This window comes from Nocardioides houyundeii (assembly GCF_002865585.1).
GTDB classification, from domain to species: Bacteria; Actinomycetota; Actinomycetes; order Propionibacteriales; family Nocardioidaceae; genus Nocardioides; species Nocardioides houyundeii.
Map to the genome: position 1 here is coordinate 426,733 of NZ_CP025581.1, position 20,415 is coordinate 447,147.

The 20,415-nt window shown below is 71.6% G+C and carries 20 protein-coding genes and 1 pseudogene; 11 read left to right on the forward strand and 10 right to left on the reverse strand.

Annotated features, from left to right (window positions below):
• The first annotated feature begins 109 nt into the window (after positions 1-109).
• Together dnaJ and C0R66_RS02100 are read left to right on the forward strand one after the other, a co-directional pair.
• Positions 110-1,279 carry a molecular chaperone DnaJ gene (gene dnaJ, locus C0R66_RS02095; protein WP_101525983.1) on the forward strand — a complete coding sequence of 390 codons (1,170 nt, stop codon included), beginning with the start codon at positions 110-112 and terminating at the stop codon, positions 1,277-1,279.
• Positions 1,279-1,710 (forward strand): heat shock protein transcriptional repressor HspR, encoded by a 432-nt coding sequence (locus C0R66_RS02100; RefSeq protein ID WP_101523303.1) that lies wholly within the window; start codon positions 1,279-1,281, stop codon positions 1,708-1,710. The genes dnaJ and C0R66_RS02100 overlap by 1 nt, the downstream gene beginning before the upstream one ends.
• A gap of 28 nt (positions 1,711-1,738) precedes the next feature.
• Here the strand turns inward: C0R66_RS02100 and C0R66_RS02105 are convergent, their stop codons facing one another.
• From C0R66_RS02105 to C0R66_RS02115, 3 genes are all read right to left on the reverse strand, one after another.
• Entirely contained in the window at positions 1,739-3,121 is a 1,383-nt protein-coding gene (locus C0R66_RS02105; RefSeq protein WP_101523304.1) for a peptidase associated/transthyretin-like domain-containing protein, read from the reverse strand.
• Between the two features lie 92 nt (positions 3,122-3,213).
• Positions 3,214-4,062, reverse strand: coding sequence for a pentapeptide repeat-containing protein (locus C0R66_RS02110; RefSeq protein WP_101523305.1), 849 nt, complete (start codon positions 4,060-4,062; stop codon positions 3,214-3,216).
• A gap of 16 nt (positions 4,063-4,078) precedes the next feature.
• Entirely contained in the window at positions 4,079-4,639 is a 561-nt protein-coding gene (locus C0R66_RS02115; protein ID WP_101523306.1) for a response regulator transcription factor, read from the reverse strand.
• A gap of 218 nt (positions 4,640-4,857) precedes the next feature.
• On the opposite strand from C0R66_RS02115, the gene clpB reads away from it, so the two are divergent.
• Both clpB and C0R66_RS02125 read left to right on the forward strand, forming a co-directional pair.
• Positions 4,858-7,449, forward strand: a complete 2,592-nt coding sequence (clpB, locus tag C0R66_RS02120; protein WP_101523307.1) for an ATP-dependent chaperone ClpB — start codon at positions 4,858-4,860, stop codon at positions 7,447-7,449.
• Positions 7,450-7,573: 124 nt separating this feature from the next.
• Positions 7,574-8,623 (forward strand): hypothetical protein, encoded by a 1,050-nt coding sequence (locus tag C0R66_RS02125; RefSeq protein WP_158647842.1) that lies wholly within the window; start codon positions 7,574-7,576, stop codon positions 8,621-8,623.
• A 28-nt stretch (positions 8,624-8,651) separates the two neighbouring features.
• On the opposite strand, the gene C0R66_RS20055 is transcribed toward C0R66_RS02125, so the two are convergent.
• A complete protein-coding gene (locus C0R66_RS20055) occupies positions 8,652-8,969 on the reverse strand; it encodes a hypothetical protein (RefSeq protein WP_338418209.1) in 318 nt (105 codons plus the stop codon).
• A pseudogene (locus C0R66_RS02130) lies at positions 8,939-9,813 on the reverse strand (aminotransferase class I/II-fold pyridoxal phosphate-dependent enzyme); the annotation flags it as partial. The gene C0R66_RS20055 and the pseudogene C0R66_RS02130, both read right to left, overlap by 31 nt.
• Positions 9,814-9,855: 42 nt before the next feature.
• Between C0R66_RS02130 and pyrE the strand changes: the two are divergent.
• The 4 genes from pyrE (at position 9,856) to C0R66_RS02150 (ending at position 13,297) form a co-directional block, all read left to right on the forward strand.
• On the forward strand, positions 9,856-10,395 hold the full coding sequence (pyrE, locus tag C0R66_RS02135; protein ID WP_101523309.1) for an orotate phosphoribosyltransferase: 540 nt from the start codon (positions 9,856-9,858) through the stop codon (positions 10,393-10,395).
• Positions 10,396-10,539: 144 nt separating this feature from the next.
• Positions 10,540-10,884 (forward strand): PadR family transcriptional regulator, encoded by a 345-nt coding sequence (locus C0R66_RS02140; protein WP_101523310.1) that lies wholly within the window; start codon positions 10,540-10,542, stop codon positions 10,882-10,884.
• Positions 10,881-11,582, forward strand: a complete 702-nt coding sequence (locus C0R66_RS02145; protein ID WP_101523311.1) for a hypothetical protein — start codon at positions 10,881-10,883, stop codon at positions 11,580-11,582. Before C0R66_RS02140 ends, C0R66_RS02145 begins: the two co-directional genes overlap by 4 nt.
• Positions 11,579-13,297 carry a sulfatase family protein gene (locus C0R66_RS02150; RefSeq protein WP_101523312.1) on the forward strand — a complete coding sequence of 573 codons (1,719 nt, stop codon included), beginning with the start codon at positions 11,579-11,581 and terminating at the stop codon, positions 13,295-13,297. The genes C0R66_RS02145 and C0R66_RS02150 overlap by 4 nt, the downstream gene beginning before the upstream one ends.
• A gap of 5 nt (positions 13,298-13,302) precedes the next feature.
• Here C0R66_RS02150 and C0R66_RS02155 read toward each other — a convergent pair whose 3' ends face one another.
• Positions 13,303-14,040 (reverse strand): DedA family protein, encoded by a 738-nt coding sequence (locus tag C0R66_RS02155; RefSeq protein WP_240311787.1) that lies wholly within the window; start codon positions 14,038-14,040, stop codon positions 13,303-13,305.
• Between the two features lie 97 nt (positions 14,041-14,137).
• On the opposite strand from C0R66_RS02155, the gene C0R66_RS02160 reads away from it, so the two are divergent.
• Entirely contained in the window at positions 14,138-14,782 is a 645-nt protein-coding gene (locus tag C0R66_RS02160; protein ID WP_101525985.1) for a TrmH family RNA methyltransferase, read from the forward strand.
• 46 nt (positions 14,783-14,828) lie between these two features.
• On the forward strand, positions 14,829-15,509 hold the full coding sequence (locus C0R66_RS02165) for a YdeI/OmpD-associated family protein (protein ID WP_101523313.1): 681 nt from the start codon (positions 14,829-14,831) through the stop codon (positions 15,507-15,509).
• Positions 15,510-15,536: 27 nt separating this feature from the next.
• Here the strand turns inward: C0R66_RS02165 and C0R66_RS02170 are convergent, their stop codons facing one another.
• The gene (locus C0R66_RS02170) at positions 15,537-15,905 is read right to left on the reverse strand and encodes a hypothetical protein (protein ID WP_101523314.1); all 369 of its coding nucleotides are present in this window, start codon (positions 15,903-15,905) and stop codon (positions 15,537-15,539) included.
• 138 nt (positions 15,906-16,043) lie between these two features.
• Here C0R66_RS02170 and fbaA point away from each other — a divergent pair, with 138 nt between their 5' ends.
• The gene (gene fbaA, locus C0R66_RS02175; protein WP_101523315.1) at positions 16,044-17,078 is read left to right on the forward strand and encodes a class II fructose-bisphosphate aldolase; all 1,035 of its coding nucleotides are present in this window, start codon (positions 16,044-16,046) and stop codon (positions 17,076-17,078) included.
• A gap of 141 nt (positions 17,079-17,219) precedes the next feature.
• Here the strand turns inward: fbaA and C0R66_RS02180 are convergent, their stop codons facing one another.
• The 3 genes from C0R66_RS02180 to C0R66_RS02190 all read right to left on the reverse strand — a co-directional run bounded on the left by C0R66_RS02180 (position 17,220) and on the right by C0R66_RS02190 (position 20,399).
• On the reverse strand, positions 17,220-18,221 hold the full coding sequence (locus C0R66_RS02180) for a type IV toxin-antitoxin system AbiEi family antitoxin domain-containing protein (RefSeq protein ID WP_101523316.1): 1,002 nt from the start codon (positions 18,219-18,221) through the stop codon (positions 17,220-17,222).
• Positions 18,222-18,449: 228 nt separating this feature from the next.
• The gene (locus tag C0R66_RS02185; RefSeq protein ID WP_277869153.1) at positions 18,450-19,931 is read right to left on the reverse strand and encodes a DHA2 family efflux MFS transporter permease subunit; all 1,482 of its coding nucleotides are present in this window, start codon (positions 19,929-19,931) and stop codon (positions 18,450-18,452) included.
• A 54-nt stretch (positions 19,932-19,985) separates the two neighbouring features.
• Complete coding sequence (locus C0R66_RS02190; RefSeq protein ID WP_101523317.1) at positions 19,986-20,399, reverse strand: DUF3151 domain-containing protein; 414 nt, start codon at positions 20,397-20,399, stop codon at positions 19,986-19,988.
• Between the last annotated feature and the right edge of the window lie 16 nt (positions 20,400-20,415).

Here is a 20,415-nt window from a genome sequence, read left to right on the forward strand (position 1 = left end):
ACACACTGCAAGCCGCACCGCGGTCACCGCACCGCGGTGCGGCGCGCAGGTTCGGGCGACATGAGAACGATGGCGAGAGGAGGGTGAGCGAGTGAGCGCGACCGACGGCATGCGTGCCGACTGGGCAGGCAAGGACTTCTACTCCGTGCTGGGGGTGAAGAAGGATGCCTCCGCCTCGGAGATCAAGACTGCCTATCGCAAGCTCGCCCGGGAGAACCATCCCGACTCCAACCCGGGCAACGAGGCCAAGCACGAGAAGTTCAAGGAGATCGCGGAGGCCTACGACGTCCTCGGCGACGCCGAGAAGCGCAAGAAGTACGACGAGATGCGCTCCCTCTACGGATCCGGCGGCTTCGGCGGCCGCAGCACCGGCGGCGGTGCCGGCGGGTTCGACTTCAACGACCTCTTCGGGGACCGGGGCCAGCCCGGTGCCGGTGGTGCCGGCGGCGGGTTCGGCGACGTCTTCAGCGACCTGTTCGGAGGTGGGGGTGGCCGGCAGCGGGGACGCGCCCAGGCGCGACCCCAGCGGGGCGCCGATGTCGAGACGACGGCGACCATCAGCTTCACCGACGCCATCGACGGAGTGACGATCTCCCTCCGGTTGACCTCCGACGCTGCCTGCCCGACCTGCCACGGCACGGGCGGGAAGCCGGGCACCAAGCCGCACGTGTGCACCACCTGCGAGGGCGCCGGCTACGTGGTGTCCTCGGTCGGCGGTGCCTTCTCGATGAACGAGCAGTGCCCGACCTGCGGCGGTCGCCAGCTGGTCTACGACGACCCCTGCCCCACCTGCCACGGCAGCGGCCGCGGGGTGTCCTCGCGCTCCATCCAGGCGCGCATCCCCGCCGGGGTGAAGGACGGTCAGCGCATCCGGCTCAAGGGCAAGGGCGGCTCCGGCGAGAACGGCGGACCGGCCGGTGACCTGCTGGTCACCGTCAAGGTCGGCAAGCACCGGGTCTTCGGGCGCACGGGCGACAACCTCACCCTGGAGGTCCCGGTCTCCTTCGACGAGGCGGCCCTCGGGGCGGAGGTGAAGATTCCGACGCTCGGGGGCATGCCGGTGACGCTCAAGATCCCGGCCGGCACTCCGAGCGGCCGCACCTTCCGGGTCCGCGGCAAGGGCGTGACCAGGCGGGACGGCACCAAGGGCGACCTGCTCGCGACCGTCGAGGTGCAGGTGCCGGCAGTGCTCAACCAGGCGGCTCGCGAGGCCGTGGAGGCCTACCGGGACGCCACCACTGACCGGCCGTTGCGCACGAACCTGTTCCAGGGTGCCTGATGAGCGGCCCCGGGGCCCCATCGCCTGACGCCGCGGTCTACGTCATCTCGGTCGCGGCGGAGCTGACGGGGCTGCATCCCCAGACCCTGCGCACCTATGAGCGGATGGGCCTGATCCGGCCCGGGCGCACCAGCGGCGGGGGACGTCGCTACTCCCACCGTGACCTGGAGCTGCTGCGCGAGATCGCCAGCCTGACCAGCTCCGGGATCGGGCTGGACGGGGTACGGCGGATCCTCGCGCTGGACTCCGAGGTCGCCGAGCTGCGAGCCCGCAACGCAGAGCTCGAGGCAGAGCTTGCGGCGGCCCGTGACCTGCTGCGCCGGAGGGCCAACCCGATGGGGGCCACCGTCAGCGCGGTCAACCGGCTGCCGGTGCTGCGGCGGCCCGAGCCGCCGCAGTCCCTGGTCGTCTGGCGCCGACGTGGCTTCTAGCGCTTGACCTTCTTGGGCTTCGTCTTCATCACCAGCGAGGGGTAGCCGGGGCCTTGGCGGTGACCTTGGCCTGCAGCTTCTTGCCGGCGTACTTCTTGGTGATCTTGAACTTCGCCTTGGTCGCGCCCTTGATCTTCTTGCCGTTGGCGAACCACTGGATCTTGACCTTGGCGCTGGACGGCGTCACCTTGCCGACGACCGCCTTGAGGGCGCCGCCGACCTTGGCCGAGCCCTTGGCGACCGGGGTGCCCTGCGGGGTGCCGAAACCGATGGTCGCGGGCACGCTCGGGACGACAGGCGGGACCGGGACCGGGGCGGGCGGGGCCGGCGGCGTGGTCGGCTCGTCGGTCGGCTCGTCAGTCGGCTCGTCAGTCGGCGGGACGTAGCCGTCCGCCGGGGTGCCGAGGGTGACGTTGACGCCGGGGGCGATGTTGCCCGCGGTGACCGTGACGTCGGCGGCCTCCTCGATGGTGCCGGCGTTCGGGTAGAACTTGGAGTCGAACCAGTTGGTCGACCAGTCGTCGAACTGGAGCCGGTAGGTACCGGCCAGCAGCCGCTCCACGTCGTAGAAGCCGTCGGCGTCGGAGTAGGCCCACGCGACCGGCACCCACGCGCCGCGCACCAGGGTGCTCACGGTGACCTGGGCCTCCGGGAGAGCCAGGCCCTCGGGGCCGGTCACCCGGCCCATGATGTGTCCGGCCAGCGCCAGCTCGGCGTCGACCTGGACGTCGGTGCGGTTGGTGACCACGACGTCCGTGGCGTCCTCGACGCGGGCGGCGTCGTCGTAGTACTCGTCGGCGTGGATGCCGGAGTCGTCGGTGAAGCCGACCCGGTAGGTGCCGTCGGCCCGGGGGTCGAAGGCGTAGCCGCCGTCGGCGTCCACGAAGGCCCAGTCGATGCTGGCCCAGTAGGACTCGGCCGCGTTCCACTGGTAGAGGTAGGCGTAGACCTCCACCTGGGGAGCGGTCGAGGCCAGCGTCGCGGTGCCGTAGATCTCGCCACCGCGGGCGAGCTCGGCGTCGTAGCCGGTCTTGACGTCCCCGTCGCCGACGGTGATGTCCTGAGCCTGCTCGACGTCGGTGACGTCGTCGTAGAACTCCTCGACCAGACCCGGGTGCTCGAAGCCCAGGCGGTAGGTGCCGGGAGCCAGGTCCGGCACGGTGTAGCTGCCGTCGGGCTCGACCCAGGTGTTGGTCGCCTGCCGCCACTCCGGGCTGTCGGGCGAGCCGACGTTCTGGTAGGCGCTGACGGTGACGTCGTCGGCGAACAGGCCCGCGGGCACGGTCACCGTGCCCTGGACGGTGGCCGTGCCGGGGGCGGCAGAGGCGCCCGGGGCGACCAGGACGGTGGCCGCGAGGGCGAGGAAGAGCGACACCGATGCGGCGTAGAACTTGGTTGTGGGGGAGCGCACGAGACCTCCAGGACTGCTGCCGCTGGTACCTCCAGCGGTCCTCCCGCACAGTGCCACCGCTGCGCGCGGAGCGCGGGGCGAACCAGGATCTTTTACTCTTCCGGGCCTGTCGCCCCCGGTCCTTCGGCGCCCTCGCGCGGCCAGTGGCCGGGACGCTCGAGCCCGGCCGGTAGGGCGGTGCGGGCGTTTCCGCGGGTAGCGTTCACCTGGGACTGTGTGAGGTAGAGCACGTCGCTCAGCCGCGCATCCTGCACGTTCGCGTCCCGTACGTCGGCCCCGAGCAGGTCGGCCCGGCCCAGGTCGAGTCCCCGGAGGTCGGCTGCCAGCAGCAGCGCGCCGTGCAGGTCGGCGTCCTTGAGCGTGGCGCCCCCGTGAGCGCCCGACCGGAGGTCCCGTCCGCTGAGGTCGGTGCGGGACAGGTCGGAGGCGTCAGTGGGTCGCAGCCGCGCGGACCCGGCGCGCAGGAGGGCCCCGACCTGGCCCATGACCTCGTCCATGTCCAGCACGAGCAGCTCGGTGGGGGAGAGCGCGACAGCGTCGGCGAGCTGGGCGAGGAGCACCTCGGCGTCCGGGGCGGGGGAGCGCTGCGACACCTCCACCAGGTGTCGCAGCGCCTCGTGCAGCATCCGCATCACCGAGAGCACCGCCGCCATCTCGCCCCGGTCCGCGCCCGGGTCGCGCCAGGAGCGGCCGGCGTACGTCACCTGGGTGACCTGCTGCCCGGCGCCGAAGCAGTCGAAGACGGTGCAGCCGGGCCAGCCCCGCTCGCGCAGCGACTCATGGATGGTGCACCGATCGGCGGAGGACAGGTGGTGGCAGGCCGGACCCGCCGGCTTGTCCACCCCGAAGCCGGAGTCGGCGCGGAACGGGGTCACCACGCAGCACAGGGCCGCACACGAGGAGCAGTCGGCCCTGAGCAGGGGGAGGGGGGCGCGGATCACCGGCCCATGGTCCCACTCAGCCGCGCAGCTGGCTCTCCGCGGTGGTGTCGCGGCTCGCGAAGTCCCGGCCCAGCGGGTAGGGCCGGATCGGGCGCACCGCGCCCGTGAGGCCGATCTGCTTGAGGTGCTCGGTGATCGACTTCGCCGAGACGCCCTTGACGATGTAGCCCCAGGCGCCCTCCTTGAGGGCGGCCTCGGTCATGTAGGTCGCCGAGATCGCGGAGCAGACCACGACCTTGGTGAAGGGGGAGTCCTCGTAGATCAGCGGCAGGATCTCCAGGCCGCCAATGTCGGGCATGTGCAGGTCAAGCAGCACGATGTCGGGCTTCTCGGCCCCGATCAGCGCCATGGCGCTCTCGGCATCACCGGCGTCGCCGACGACCTCGAACTCGGCCGCGTCCAGGGCGATGCGCAGCACGAAGCGCACCTCCTCGTCGTCGTCGACGATGACCACGCGCATCGGTCCGGGATAGCGCAACGACTCGAGCGTCGGCTGGGGTTGCGTGGGCTCGACCACGCTCTCCTGTGGGACCGCCGACTTGCTCTTGTCGGCGGACTGACCGCGAAACAGCTTCACTATTCCTCCACGCCCGGGTGCTGACCGGGGGCAATCGTGCCACGGCGAAGAGCGTTCCCGCAGCAATAGTCCAAGTCGCGGCAATAGTCGAAGTTGAGTGGAATGCACTCAACTTCTGGCGTGTTTCACCGGTGCGGGAGGACAATGGATGTGGAGCAACCGACCGGCCGTGCCGCCCCGCTCGAAGATCACCTCGTCACCAGAAAGGTCAGCCTGACGTGAGCCAGTTCGGAGCCGACAAGTTCACCACCCGCAGTCGTGAAGCCATCGAGGCCGCGCAGATCGCGGCCACCACCGGCGGCAACAGCCAGACCGACCCGCTGCACCTCCTGGTCGCGCTGCTGCGCCAGGAGGACGGGATCGCCCGGAGCCTGATCGCCAAGTCCGGGCTGGACCCGGCGGTCGTGCTGGCCCGCGCCGAGGCCGCGCTCTCCGCGCTGCCCACCGCGACCGGCGCCACCGTCCAGCAGCCGGCGGCCTCCTCGGCCCTGACCCGGGTGCTGGCCTCGGCCCTGGACCTGGCCGGTTCCATGAAGGACGAGTACGTCGCCACCGAGCACCTGCTCGTCGCGCTGGCCAGCGTGCAGTCCGACGCACAGCGGGTGCTCACCGACTCCGGGCTCAGCGCGGAGGTCCTGCGCGAGGGGCTCACCGCGGTGCGCGGCAACCGCCGGGTCACCAGCCAGGAGGCGGAGTCGACGTACGAGGCGCTGGAGAAGTACTCCGTCGACCTGACTGCCGCGGCCCAGGAGGGCCGGCTCGACCCGGTGATCGGGCGGGACTCCGAGATCCGGCGCGTGGTGCAGGTGCTCAGTCGCCGCACCAAGAACAACCCGGTGCTGATCGGCGAGCCCGGCGTCGGCAAGACCGCCGTGGTGGAGGGCCTGGCCCAGCGCGTGGTCGCCGGCGACGTGCCCGACTCCCTCAAGGGTCGGCGGGTGCTGAGCCTCGACCTGTCCGCCATGGTGGCCGGGGCGAAGTACCGCGGCGAGTTCGAGGAGCGGCTCAAGGCCGTCCTGGAGGAGATCAAGGACGCCGGCGGCCAGATCATCACCTTCATCGACGAGCTGCACACCGTGGTCGGTGCGGGCGCCGGAGGCGACTCCTCGATGGACGCCGGCAACATGCTCAAGCCCATGCTGGCCCGCGGCGAGCTGCACATGATCGGCGCCACCACGCTGGACGAGTACCGCGAGCGGATCGAGAAGGACCCGGCCCTGGAGCGTCGCTTCCAGCAGGTCTTCGTCGGCGAGCCGAGCGTGGAGGACACCATCCAGATCCTGCGCGGCATCCAGGAGAAGTACGAGGCGCACCACGGCGTGCGGATCACCGACGCCGCGCTGGTGGCGGCCGCCACCCTCTCGGACCGCTACATCAGCGGCCGCCAGCTCCCCGACAAGGCGATCGACCTGATCGACGAGGCCGCCTCCCGGCTGCGGATGGAGATCGAGTCCTCCCCGGAGGAGATCGACCAGCTGCGCCGCTCGGTGGAGCGCCTCAAGATGGAGGAGTTCGCCCTGGAGAAGGAGAGCGACCCGGCCTCCCGCGAACGGCTCGAGGTGCTGCGCGGCGACCTCGCCAACCACGAGGAGGAGCTGCGGGCGCTCGAGGCCAGGTGGGCACGGGAGAAGTCCTCGCTCGAGGGCGAGGGCGAGCTGCGCCGGCGCCTGGACACCGTGCGGATGCAGGCCGAGAAGCTGATGCGCGACGGCGGCGAGGAGAACCTGCGCCAGGCCTCCGAGCTGCTCTACGTGCAGATCCCGCAGCTGGAGCAGTCCCTGGCCGACTCCGCCGCCGCCGAGACCACGACGTTGGAGCCCCTGGTGGGCGAGGAGGTCGGCTCCGAGCAGATCGCGGAGGTGGTCGAGGCGTGGACCGGCATCCCCACCGGACGGATGCTGCAGGGCGAGACCGCGAAGCTGCTGGACATGGAGTCCGAGATCGGCCAGCGGCTGGTCGGACAGCACCAGGCCGTCCAGGCCGTCAGCGACGCCGTACGCCGTTCGCGCGCCGGGATCTCCGACCCCAACCGGCCCACCGGCTCCTTCCTCTTCCTGGGCCCCACCGGCACCGGCAAGACCGAGCTCGCCAAGAGCCTGGCCGACTTCCTGTTCGACGACGAGCGGGCCATCGTGCGCATCGACATGAGCGAGTACTCCGAGAAGCACTCGGTCTCCCGCCTGGTCGGCGCCCCGCCCGGGTACGTCGGCTACGACGAGGGCGGCCAGCTCACCGAGGCCGTGCGTCGGCGCCCCTACTCGGTGGTCCTGCTCGACGAGGTGGAGAAGGCGCACCCCGAGGTCTTCGACATCCTGCTGCAGGTGCTCGACGACGGACGGCTCACCGACGGCCAGGGACGCACGGTCGACTTCCGCAACACGCTGCTGGTGCTGACCTCCAACCTGGGCTCCAACTTCCTGGTCGACCCGACGCTGGACCAGCACGCCAAGAAGGAGTCGGTGATGACGGTGGTCCGCTCCAGCTTCAAGCCGGAGTTCCTCAACCGCCTCGACGAGATCGTCATCTTCGACGCCCTGACCAAGGAGGAGCTGACCCACATCGTCGACCTCCAGCTGGCCCTGCTGGAGAAGCGGCTGGCGACCCGGCGCATCACCATCGAGGTGACCGACGAGGCCCGGCAGTGGCTCGCCGAGACCGGCTACGACCCGGCGTACGGCGCCCGGCCGCTGCGCCGGCTGATCCAGACCGCCATCGGCGACCCGCTCGCCCGGATGCTGATCGCCGGCCAGGTCACCGACGGCGGCACCGTGCGCGTCGAACGGGGCGAGGACGGGCTCGTGCTCGTCTGAGGCCTGGCCTCCCGACACCTCGTCTGCCCGGCACCCCGGTGCCCCGCAGGCGAGGTGTCGCGCATTTTGTCCCCCATGATGAGATGAGCGGGTGAGTTCTCCCGCGCTGCCCAGACCCCCTCAGGTGACGTTGGCTGCGTGGATGATCATCGTGGGGTCCTTCCTCGTGGTGGTCTCCGCGGTCGAGGTCGTCACCGGACTGCGCTCCCTGGAGACGCGGGAGAGCGTCGAGACCTTCCTCTCCGAGGCACCCAGCACGCTGGGGCTCGACGTCGAGCAGGTGCTGCAGATCCTGCGCGCGACCGCCCTGGTCACCGCGGCGTGCGCGGCGGCGGCCGCCGTCCTGGGATGGCACGTGCTGCAGCGCAACCGCGGCGCGCGGGTGGGTCTCACCGTGCTCGCCGTCCCGCTGTTCCTCAGCGGGCTCGTCACCGGCGGGTTCACCTCCTCCCTGGTCGCCGCGGCCTCGCTGCTGCTGTGGCTGCAGCCGGCGCGCAACTGGTTCGCCGGCAAGCCCGCCCCCGCGGTCCCCGACCAGCGGGTGCCGTGGCCGCCGGTGCAGGCCTCGGTCGAGTCCTCGGCGCCGCCCGCCGAGAACGGTTCCGGCACGACCGGAGCCGACCCCGAGGTCCCGGACCAGGGTGCCCGCCCGGTGCACGGCTTCGGGGACCAGCCCAGCTGGGAGGCCCCCGGCGCCGTGTCGCTCACCAAGCCGGCCGCGCCCGGCGCCGCCGCCCCCGGCGGCCGGCCCGGTGCCGTGGTGGCGGCCGCCGTGCTCACCTGGGTCTGCGCCGGCTTCACCCTGCTCTCCACGGTGGGCAGCATGGTGCTGGTCGGCACCTCCCCGGACGCGGTGATGGAGGAGCTGGAGAAGCAGCAGCCCGACCTGCTCGAGCAGGAGGGGGTGACCCAGGACCTGGTCGTCAACACCGTGCTGGGCGTCGGTGCCGTGGTCGCCCTGTGGTGCCTGGTCGCGATCGTGGCCGCGGTCCTGGTGATGCGCCGCCGCCCCGGCGGGCGCAGCCTGCTCCTGGGCTCGGCCGTGGCCACCGCCGTGTTCGGCCTGGTGGGCGCCCTGAGTGCGCCGCCGATGATCCTGGCGGTGCTGGCCGGGGCCGTGGTGTTCGTGCTGCTGCGCCGCCCGGACGTCCAGGCCTGGTTCCAGAGCCGCTGACCCCGCCGCCTCAGGCGCGCCTGCTGCCTCAGGCGCGCAGCTCGGCGGCGACCAGTCGACGTACCCCTTCGGCGACGACGTCCGGCTGCTTGCAGAACGCCCACCGCACCAGGTGGCGCCCCGCGTCGACGTCGTCGTAGAAGGCCTGGGTGGGGATCGCCACCACCCCGGCCCGTTCCGGCAGGGCCTCGCAGAAGGCCAGGCCGTCGGTCCAGCCCAGCGCCGAGATGTCGGTGGTGACGAAGTAGGTGCCCTCGGGGATCCGGGGGACAGTCCCGCCGCGGCCAGCCCCTCGCAGAGCAGGTCGCGGCGTGACTCCAGGGAGCGCGCCAGCTCGCGCGGCCACTCCGGCTCGGCGTCCAGGGCGTGCGCGATCGCGGGCTGCAGCGGGGAGCCGGAGGTGAAGGTCAGCCACTGCTTGGCCGACAGCAGGGCGCCCACCAGGTCGGCCGGCCCGGTCGCCCAGCCGATCTTCCAGCCGGTCAGCGAGTAGCTCTTGCCCGAGCTGGACAGCGTCAGGGTCCGCTCGGCCATCCCGGGCAGCGTGGCGATCGGGACGTGGGTGTGGCCGGAGTAGGTCAGGTGCTCGTAGACCTCGTCGGTGACCACCACCAGGTCGTGCTCGATGGCCACGTCGGCGACCAACTGCAGCTCGGCGCCGGTGAGCACCGTGCCGGTCGGGTTGTGCGGACTGTTGAGCAGCAGCACCTTGGTCCGGGGCGTGATCGCGGTGCGCAGCGTCTCGGCGTCGAGGCGGAAGTCGGGGCGCGCAGGGTGACCGGTCGGCGCACCCCGCCGGCGATCTGGATCATCGCCAGGTAGGAGTCGTAGTAGGGCTCGAGCACCGCCACCTCGTCGCCGGGGTCGACCAGGCCCAGCAGGGCCGCGGCGATCCCCTCGGTGGCGCCGGTGGTGACCACCACCTCGCGCTCGGGGTCCAGCTCGATCCCGTAGTGGCGCTGCTGGTGCCGGGCGATCGCCGCGCGCAGCTCGGGGGTGCCGGGACCGGGCGCGTACTGGTTGCGGCCCTGCGCCAGCGCGCTGCGCGCCGCCTCCACCACGCTCGCCGGGCCGTCGGAGTCGGGGAAGCCCTGCCCCAGGTTCAGCGCTCCGGTGCGCACCGCCAGCGCCGACATCTGGGTGAAGATCGTGGGCGGGATGCCGTCCAGCCGAGTCGCGTGGGAGTGCATGCCTGCGAGCGTAGCCCGCAGCCCGGGTGCAAGGATCGCCTCATGAGCGACTCCCTCCAGGACCCGGCCCTCGCCGCCGACATCGACGCCTGCTGCCGCCTCACCGGAGAGTTCACCCTCCGCTCGGGCCAGCAGGCGACCGAGTACTTCGACAAGTACCTCTTCGAGTCCCAGCCCACCCTGCTCGCCCGCGTCGCCGAGCAGATGGTCGGGCTGCTGCCCGAGGGCACCGAGCTGCTCGGCGGACTCGAGCTCGGCGGCGTGCCGATCGCCACCATGGTCAGCGCCCGCACCGGGCTCCCGGCGCTGTTCGTGCGCAAGAAGGCCAAGGAGTACGGCACCTGCAAGCTCGCCGAGGGCCCCGACGTCGCCGGTCGCCGGGTGACGCTGATCGAGGACGTCATCACCACTGGGGGCGCGGTCCGCGACGCCACCCGCGAGCTGCGCGCGGCCGGCGCGATCGTCGAGGTCGTGGTCTGCGCCATTGACCGCTCGCCCGCCGGTGAGAACCCGCTCGCCGACGTCGGGCTCGAGGTGCGCCCGGTGCTGACGAAGGCGGAGCTGGACGCCGTCCAGGGGTGAGGCGGGGGGTGCAGGGATCCCCGCCTAGGCGGGTGTTCTGCGGGTTAGGGGGGCATGCAAGCCCCTCTAACCGTCGGGATCCCCGCATAGCCGGGGATCACTGCACCCGCTAGACAGGCTGACTAGGTAGTGAGACCATCTAGCATGCCCGCACCCACCTGGCCCAGCGACTGGACCCGCGCAGTCCTGACGCTGTGCGTGCTCCGCGCGCTGGCGCCGGGGCCCACCTACGGCTACGCGCTGGCCGGGGTGCTGGAGGACGCCGGCCTGGGCGCCGTCAAGGGAGGCACCCTCTATCCGCTGCTCGGCCGCCTGGAGGCTGCCGGGTGGGTGAGCGTGGAGTGGCGCGCCGGCGAGGGCGGACCGGGACGCAAGTACTTCTCGCTGACCCCGCACGGCGTCGAGGAGCTGCGCCGGCAGAGCGAGCTGTGGGACGACTTCACCGGCATGGTGCGCGAGCACCTGCACGAGCACCAGGGGGCCTCATGACCACCGATCTCGACAAGGACCACAAGGCGTGGCTCGACGAGCTGACGCTCGAGCTGCGGCTCAAGGACGTGAGCGGCCGGGACATCGGGGACGCGGTGGCCACCGCGCGGGAGTTCCTGCGCGACTCCGGGACCAGCGCCGAGGAGGCGTTCGGCAGCCCCCGGGAGTACGCCGACGCGCTCGCCCTGGCGCCAGCCCCCGACGCGGAGCGGGGGGTGCGGCGGGCGGTCCTCGGCGGCCTCCTCGTGCTCCTCGGCTTCTTCGCGGTCGTGTACGCCGGAGGGCCCGCGTGGCGCGGTGAGAGCGTGGAGCTCGACGCCAGCACCGTGGCGCTGCTCCTGCTCGCCGCGCTGCTGGTGCTGCTCATCCCGAGGTACCTGTCCACGGTGATGCACGCCGCGCCGTGGCGGATCGGCCTGGGCGCGGCGGTCGTCTTCGCCGTTCAGGTGCTCATCGCGTTCACGCTCGGCGACGTCACGGTCGCCTCCCTCCCGGCGCTGCCGATCGCCCTGGTGGGGGCGGTGGTCCTGGTGGGCGAGGTCGGGTGGCTGGCCCGGCAGGACGACGACCCGCTGCAGGACCCCCTCGAGCCGCAGGTCAGGACGCACGTCAGTCCGCTGGTCAGAATGCTGCCCGGGCTCGTGTCGTGCGTGGCCGCGGTCGGCTTCGTCGTGCTCGACGTCATGGTGGGCGGATGAGCGGGCGGACGCGGGCGGCCGCCGCACTCCTGGCCGGTCTCTGCCTGGTCACCGCGGCCTGCTCGGGCGGGGGGAACCCGGCGGACGTCGCCTCGAGTGCGCCGTCGCCCACCGCCGTGGGCAGCGGTCCCGCGGACCCCACCCGGCCCAACCTGCTGGTCATCGAGACCGACGACATGCGCGCCGACGAGCTGGTCTGGATGCCCCGCACCTCGCGGCTGCTGGGGGCCAAGGGCCTGCAGTTCCTCAACTCGTTCTCGCCCAACCCGCTGTGCTGCCCGGCGCGGGCCAGCTTCCTGACCGGCAAGTACTCCCACAACCACCGGGTGCTCAGCCACGAGCCTCCGTACGGCTTCGGCGCCTTCGACGACTCGGTCACCCTGGCCACGCAGCTGGCCGACGCCGGCTACTCGACCGCGCTGATCGGCAAGTACCTCAACGGGTACGGCGTACAGCCGACGCTGGCGGGGGAGGACTCCAGCGGCTACGTGCCGCCGGGCTGGACCCAGTGGTGGGCCGGGCTGGACAACAAGCGCGGTCGCGCCGGCGGCACCTACGACTACTTCCACCTCACCGCCAACGTCAACGGCGAGCAGGTGAGCTGGCCCGGCCGCTACAGCACCGACCTGACCGCAGAGCAGACCGGCGAGGTGGTGGACGCGTTCTCGCAGGACCCCGACCGGCCGTGGTTCGTGTGGTGGAACCCCGTCGCGCCGCACCACGGCGCCCCGATCGAGGACGACGACCCGGGCACCGTGAAGCGCAGCGACGGCTTCGGGGTGAACTGGGTCACCCCGGCCCGCCCGGACGAGGTGCGCGGTCGCTTCGACGACGAGATCGGCAAGGGTGCCGGGGTGCCGGCGTCCGGGTCGCCCGAGGCAGACGTCTCCGACAAGCCCCGCTACCTGCGGCTGCTCCCGGAGCTCAGTGACACCGAGCGCGACGTGCTGCGCACCGTCACCCGGCAGCGTGCCGAGGCGCTCTCCGTCCTCGACGACCGGATCGCGGAGACGTTCGCACACCTGAAGAAGATCGGCGAGGCGGACGACACGGTCGTGGTCTTCACCTCCGACAACGGCTACTACCTCGGTGAGCACCGCAAGCGTCAGGGCAAGATCAACCTGCACGAGCCCTCGATCCGGGTGCCGCTGCTGATCCGCGGCCCCGGTGTCCCGCAGGGCACCCGGTTCGACCCGGTCACCACCCTGGACCTGTCGGCGACGCTGGCGGCGTACGCCGGGGTGGAGCTGCCCGGCGCGGACGGCACGGACCTGCGACCGCTGATTGCCCAGGGCGACCGGGGATGGTCGCGGGCGGTGGTGATCCAGGGGCGGATGCCCGAGGCCGGCTACGAGGCGGCCGCCGACAGCGAGCCCGACTGGGACGGCCTCGGCACCGTCGGCGTACGCCTGGGGCGGTGGAAGGTGGTGCGCTACGCCACCGGCGAGCGCGAGGTCTACGACCTCGACCGCGACCCCCTGGAGCTGGAGAACCTCGCCGCCGGACCGGACACCGCGCTGCTGGCCCGCCTGGACCAGGTCTGGGAGCAGTACGTCGACTGCGCCGGCGCGGGCTGCCGTCAGGCGCTGCCGGAGCAGCTGAGGCTGGACCCGGCCGAGAACGAGCGGATCACCCGGCAGCAGGACCTGGCCGAGCGCGAGACGTTCGGCGGACCCGGGCGCTCGGCGTCCGGTCCGCCGACCTCAGCCCCGTAAGGCGATCAGTCGACGTCCTGACCCAGGATGTCGCGGTCGGGACGGCCGTCGTGGTCGCGGTCCTCGGCCTCCGGGGCGTGGGTGCGCTTGTGCCGGATCCACTCGAAGGCGACCGGGATCACCGAGAAGGCGACGACGGCGATGATGATCTTGTCGATGCTGTCGCCCAGCGCCGGGAAGGTCTTGCCGAGGAAGTAGCCGAGCAGCGTGATGCTCAGGACCCACGCCACGGCGCCCACGGCGCTCCAGGTGAAGAAGCGCTTGCGGTTCATCAGCGTCACGCCGGCGACCACGGTGATGTAGGTGCGCACGAACGGCACGAACCGGCCGATCACCAGGGCCTTGTTGCCGTGCTTGTCGAAGAAGACCTGGGTCTGGTCGAAGTACTTGCGCTTGAGGATCTTGCCGTCACGCTCGTAGAGCGGCGGTCCGAGGGCTCGCCCGATCTCGTAGCCGGTGACGTTGCCCAGGAACCCGGCCAGGGTGAACAGCAGCAGCGCCGCGAACAGCTCCACCACGGGCGGGCCGGGGAAGACGTCGATCTTCTCGCCGGCGATGAACAGTCCCATCGCGAAGAGCAGGGAGTCGCCGGGCAGGAACGGGAAGAACAGACCGCACTCGATGAAGATGATCGCCAGGCTCAGCCAGAACAGCTCCTCGCCGAACCTGCTGAGGAGCCAGTTGGGATCCATCCAGTCCATCCCGAGCAGGAGCGGATGGACGAGTGCGATCAGTTCGGTCACGGGGCACACCCTATCGGGGGGCACCTACCCTTCCCCCATGCCCGACCACCCCACCGACCCCTCCGTCGCCCCGGAACAGCGGGCGCCGTACGACCCGATGCCGCACGGCCCCGCGGAGGTGGGCGTGGGTCCGTGGCAGGGGGAGTGGCCCACAGGCGCGCAGTACGACGCCCGGCTGCTCGCCGAGGGCGACCGGCGCAACGTGGTCGACCGCTACCGCTACTGGACGGTGGAGGCGATCGTCGCCGACCTCGACACCCGGCGCCACGACTTCCACGTCGCGATCGAGAACTGGCAGCACGACTTCAACATCGGCACCATCGTCCGCTCGGCGAACGCGTTCCTGGCCGCCGAGGTGCACATCGTGGGGCGCAGGCGGTGGAACCGACGCGGCGCCATGGTCACCGACCGCTACCAGCACGTGCGGCACCACGAGGACGCCGACGCGCTCGCCGCCTACCTGCACTCGCTGCCGGAGCCGGTGCGGCTGATGGGGATCGACAACCTGCCTGGCTCCTCCCACCTGGAGACCATGCAGGTGCCGCGCCGGGTCTGCTTCCTCTTCGGCCAGGAGGGCCCCGGGCTCTCCGCCGCCGCGCGCGAGGCGTGCGACGGCACCTTCTCCATCGCCCAGTTCGGCTCCACCCGCTCCATCAACGCCAGCGCTGCCGCCGCGATCGCGATGCACAGCTGGATCGTGGCGCACGCGGACCTCAGCGACGAGGCGGCTTGGCGGGGCTGAGGCCGAGTGGCTCGCGGGTGTCCCCGGCTGGCCCTAGCGTGGACCCATGGCCGGAAACCCTGTCGGAAACCCTGTCGGAACTCCTGGCGGCACTCCCGAGCGACCCGCGACCTTCTTCCGCGGGCCCGAGGAGTTCCGCGCCTGGCTGGAGGCCAACCACGACACCGCCCCGGAGCTGTGGATGGGCCTGAGGAAGAAGCACGTGCCCGACCGGGGACTGACGTGGGAGCAGGCGGTCCCCGAGGCGCTCTGCTTCGGGTGGATCGACTCGGTCTCCCAGCCGATCGACGAGGACTCTCGGCGGCAGCGGTGGACGCCGCGACGCGCGGGCAGCAACTGGAGCAACGTCAACATCGCCCACGTGGAGCGGTTGACCGCCGAGGGGCGGATGCACCCCGCCGGGCTTGCGGCCTTCCAGCGGCGCCAGGCCGACCGGTCGGGGATCTACTCGTTCGAGAACGGGAACGACGACCAGCTGCCCGCGGTCATGCAGTCACGACTGGAGGAGACGCCGCCCGCAGCGGACTTCTGGGCGGCCGGGACCCCGTCGTACCGGCGCACCGTGGTCTCGTGGGTGACGTCGGCCAAGCGTGAGGCGACCGTGGCGAAGCGGCTCGCTGAGCTCGTCGAAGCCTGCTCCAAGGGTCGGCTGGTGAAGTTCCAGCAGTACGGCGAGGAGCCGGCGTGGGCGCGGAAGGCGCGGGCCGCGTTGGGGATCGACGACTGACGCCTCTCGTCAGCGGGGGACCGCCGGTCAGTAGTCCTGGAAGAAGCCCAGGACCGCTACCACCAGGCCACCCGCGAGCGCCAGCGACCCCAGCACGACGGCGGTCGTGGCCAGGGGCACGGTCAACGGGTCGGGGGACCGGCGCAGCGGAACGGCCAGCATCACGGCGACGAGGCCGATCAACGCCGGGAGCATGCCGAGCGGCACCATCCAGACCAGCCGCCCTTCCGTCATCACGTCGGAGAGGAACCTGCTGCTGAACAGCGCCGACAGCGCGTTGGAGAGGCTCCCACCGCCGAGCGCACCGACCAGGCCGACCGCCACCGCCACGAATGCTCGGGTCCGGTCGGCGACGACGTCGGTCGATCCCACGGTCTGGGTGCTCTGGTCCGTCATGACTCCCCCTCGTGGGGCCGCGGGGGCGGCCCTCGACCGTCATCGTAGGGGAACCTGAGCCAGGCGCCGGAGACCTTCCCGGCGCTGAGTGACTAGGCTGGTGGCGTCGACCGCGAAGATCACCCGAGGAGCCCGCAGATGCCCATCGCCACCCCCGAGCGCTACGCCGAGATGCTCGACGCCGCGAAGTCCAAGGGCTTCGCCTTCCCCGCCATCAACGTCTCCTCGTCGCAGACGCTGAACGCCGCGCTCAAGGGCTTCGCCGACGCGGGCTCCGACGGCATCATCCAGATCTCCACCGGTGGCGCGGAGTACCTCTCCGGCCCGTCGGTCAAGAACATGGTCACCGGCTCCGTGGCCTTCGCCGCGTACGCCGCCGAGGTCGCGAAGAACTACCCCGTCAACATCGCGCTGCACACCGACCACTGCCCCCAGGACAAGCTCGACGGCTTCGTCCGGCCGCTCCTCGACATCTCCGCCGAGCGCGTCGCCCGTGGCGAGCTGCCGCTGTTCCAGTCGCACATGTGGGACGGCTCCGCGGTGCCGCTGGAGGAGAACCTGAAGATCGCCGAGGAGCTGCTCGCCAAGTGCGCCGCGGCCCACATCATCCTCGAGGTGGAGATCGGCGTCGTCGGCGGCGAGGAGGACGGTGTCGCCAACGAGATCAACGACAAGCTCTACACCACCCCCGAGGACGCGCTGGCCACGGTCCGCGCGCTCGGCACCGGTGAGAAGGGCCGCTACATGACGGCGCTGACCTTCGGCAACGTGCACGGCGTCTACAAGCCCGGCAACGTCAAGCTGCGCCCCGAGATCCTCCAGGCCGCCCAGGAGGCCGTGGTCGCCGAGCTCGGCCTGACCGCAGGCGCCAAGCCGTTCGACCTGGTCTTCCACGGCGGCTCCGGCTCCACCGCCGAGGAGATCGGCGCGGCCGTCGACTACGGCGTGGTGAAGATGAACGTCGACACCGACACCCAGTACGCCTTCACCCGCCCGGTCGCGGACCACATGTTCCGCAACTACGACGGCGTGCTGAAGACCGACGGCGAGGTCGGCAACAAGAAGCACTACGACCCCCGCGCCTGGGGCAAGGCCGGCGAGGCCGGCATGGCCGCCCGGATCGTGGAGGCGTGCCAGAACCTGCGCTCGGCGGGCACCACGCTGGGCGCCTGAGCCCGGCGGCTCCGGCCGCGCCAAACACATGTAACGCGCTGTTAGACACGCTCTACGTACCCACCGGTGGGGGCGCGGAGCACGTTAAACAGCGCGTTACATGTGTTTGGGCAGGCGCGAGCAGCTGCCACACGACCGCGGTCACCCGTGCCGGGCCCGATCCCGTCGCACCAGGTACGGCGCCAGGTCGGCCACGTCGGTGCCGTAACGGGCCACGGTGGCCTCGAACTCGCGCAGCACCCGTCTCTTGGCGTGGTCCCAGCCCGAGGTCAGGTCGCGGTGGGTCAGGCGCGACATCCCGAGGTGGAAGCCGGTGATGAAGTCCTGTCGGAGCTTCTCGGCCCACAGCACGTCCGCCGGCTCCTGGCCCGCGAAGGTGCCGTCGTACTTGATGCGGCCGTCGATCTCGATGACGTGCCGCCCGACGCGCAGGTCGCACCACACGGTCCGGCGCGCGTCCCTGAGCCCGAACTGGGTCTCGGGCCGACCGATCCCCAGCTCGGTCACCAGCAGTCGGCCCAGGGACTCCTGCCAGCTCTCGGCGCCCGGGTCTGCCAGCAGGATTGCCCGGTCCACCGAACGCCGTCCTGGCCAGCACTTCATCCCGGATGCGGCCTGCCGCAGCTGGGAGCGGGTGACGCCGAGACTGAGCGCGCGGTCGCAGGCGGGCAGTCCGCCTCGGAGCCCGTGCTCGCGGACCAGGTCCAGACAGGTCCTGGCGGGATCGAGCACCTCGAGGCCGTCGACGTGGCGCACCTGGTCCGGATGGAACGGCGCCCCGTGGTGCTTGGTCCCGGCGATGAGGCGGGTGCCGTGCACCCCTTCGCGGGTGATGTGGACCAGGCTTGCCCTGGCGTCGGGAAGCCCGAGTCCGTGCACGAGTGAGGCCGAGTCGTGGCTGAAGACGTGTTCCACCTCGAGGACCAGGGCGGCGGCCCGGACCCGCAGGAGTGGTTTCTCGTCGAACTCGCCCGCCTCGCGCCACTGGTCGCCGTCGACGTAGACGCCGCGGCGGAGCCGGACCCAGGCTCCGGTGCGCACCAGTCGCGCCACCGCCGGGACGTCGAGCCCGGCCGCGAGGGCCTGGCGGCTGGTCAAGAGCCCGTGCTGGCGGCGGGCGGGGAGAAAGCCGGTGAGATCCATCGCCCCAGGCTCGGGACTTCTCGCGCCCGGTGCGCCGCTGGTGCGATCGGCTGTGGACCCGCCGGGACCGGGCCAGCCTGTGCACCTGCCGGGGTCAACCACATGTAACGCGCTGTTAGACACGCTCTACGCCCCCACCGGCGGGTACGTGGAGCGTGTCTAACAGCGCGTTACATGTGCGGGGCGCGGTGGGCGGCGCGGTGAGCAGGGCAGAGCGGGCGGGGCGGATCAGCGCGCGTGCTTCATGCCCTCGAAGGAGAGCGCGGCCAGCAGCCCGATGACCAGGACGGCGGGGATGATGAGCAGCGACTCGCCCATCGCCTGGGTGAACGGACCCCAGGCGGCCTCGGGGAGTCCGCCGCCGCCCATCGCGGTCTCGGGGGAGCCGCCGGCGCCCAGGCCCTGGGCGGCCAACCGGGAGTCCATCAGTACGGCGATCGTCGCCGCGCCCAGGACCGCGCCGACCTGGCGGGTCGCGTTGTAGATCCCCGAGCCGGCACCGGCCTGCTGCACCGGCAGGTTGCGGTTGGCGGTGGTGCTGAGCACCGCCCACAGGAACGAGCTGCCGATGCCCAGGCAGCCGAGCGCCACCAGCAGCTGCCAGACCGGGGTGTCCGGGGCGAGGATGAGCGCGATCGCGGTCAGCGCGCCGCCCATCACCACGAAGCCGAACGAGGTCAGGATGCGCGGGTGCACCCGGTCGGCGAGCCGCCCGACCAGCGGGGCCAGCAGGATCGACATCGCGGCCATCGGGATGAGCAGCATGCCGGCCTGGGTGGGGGACCACCCCCGGACCAGCTGGGCGTAGAGCATCACCGGGAAGCCCATCGCGGTGAAGCCGAAGCTCACGGTGCTGATGCCGAGGTTGGCGAGGGAGAAGTTGCGGTCCCGGAAGAGCTCCAGCGGCACCAGCGGCTCGTTGCGGTTGCGGGCCTGCCACCAGATGAAGACCGCCAGTACCACCAGCCCGGCAGCGATCAGCCGCCACACGGTGAGCGGGCCGGTGATGGTGCCCCAGTCGTACTGCTGGCCCTCCTGGAGCCCGAAGACCAGCAGGAACATCCCGATGCCGCTGAGCGCCACCCCGAGCCAGTCGAAGCGGTGCTCGTGGGTGGCCAGCGCCGGCACCAGGCGCCAGGCCAGCACGAAGGCGATGATGCCGACCGGGATGTTGATGAAGAAGATCCACTCCCAGCCGAGGGAGTCCACCAGCACCCCACCCAGGATCGGGCCGACCAGGGTGGCGACACCGGCGGTCGCGCCCCACAGCGCCATCGCGCTGCCGCGACGGTCCACCGGGAAGATCCGGGTGATCACGGCCATGGTCTGCGGCGTCATCAGCGCGGCACCGAGACCCTGGGCCACCCGGGCGAGCACCAGCCCGGTGATGGAGCCGGTGAGACCGCACCACAGCGAGGCCAGGGTGAAGACGACGAGCCCCACCAGGTAGAGCCGCTTGGGCCCGTAGCGGTCGCCGAGCCGTCCGGTGATCAGCACCGGTACGGCGTACGCGAGCAGGTAGGCGCTGGTCACCCAGACCACCGAGTTCACGTCCGCGCCCAGGTCCTCCATGATCGACGGGGTCGCGACCGTGACGATCGTGGTGTCGACCAGGATCATGAAGAAGCCCAGACACAGCGCCCACAGGGCGGGCCAGGGGTTCTCCGGGAGGGTGGGCGCAGCACTGCGCGGCTGGGTGGTCTGGGTCACTGGAAAATCATGCACCTTGACTGGTTGGTGCGTGGCTCCAGGCCTGTGCTCGACTCAGCCCAGGAGTGCGTCGTACGCCGCGGGGCTGGAGTCGCGCAGGAACTCCGAGCAGCGCTCCCACTCCGGGGTCTCGCCGATCGCGCGGGCCGAGAGGGCGAGCAGGGCAAGCGCCCGCAGGAAGCCGCGGTTGGGCTCGTGCTCCCACGGCACCGGGCCGTGGCCCTTCCAGCCGTTGCGGCGCAGCATGTCCAGCGAGCGGTGGTAGCCCACCCGGGAGAAGGCGTAGACGGTGACGTCGTCGTCGCCGTTGTCGCGGGCCTCCTCGGCCAGCGCGGCCCAGGCGAAGGGGGAGGCCGGGTGGTGGCGCACTGCGGTCGCGGGGGCGGTGCCGGCAGCGAGCTCGGCGGCGGCGGGGTCTTCGGGGAGGAGCGTGGCCGGGGGGCCAGCCATCAGGTCTTGGTGAGTCATGCCGCCAGCATCGCAC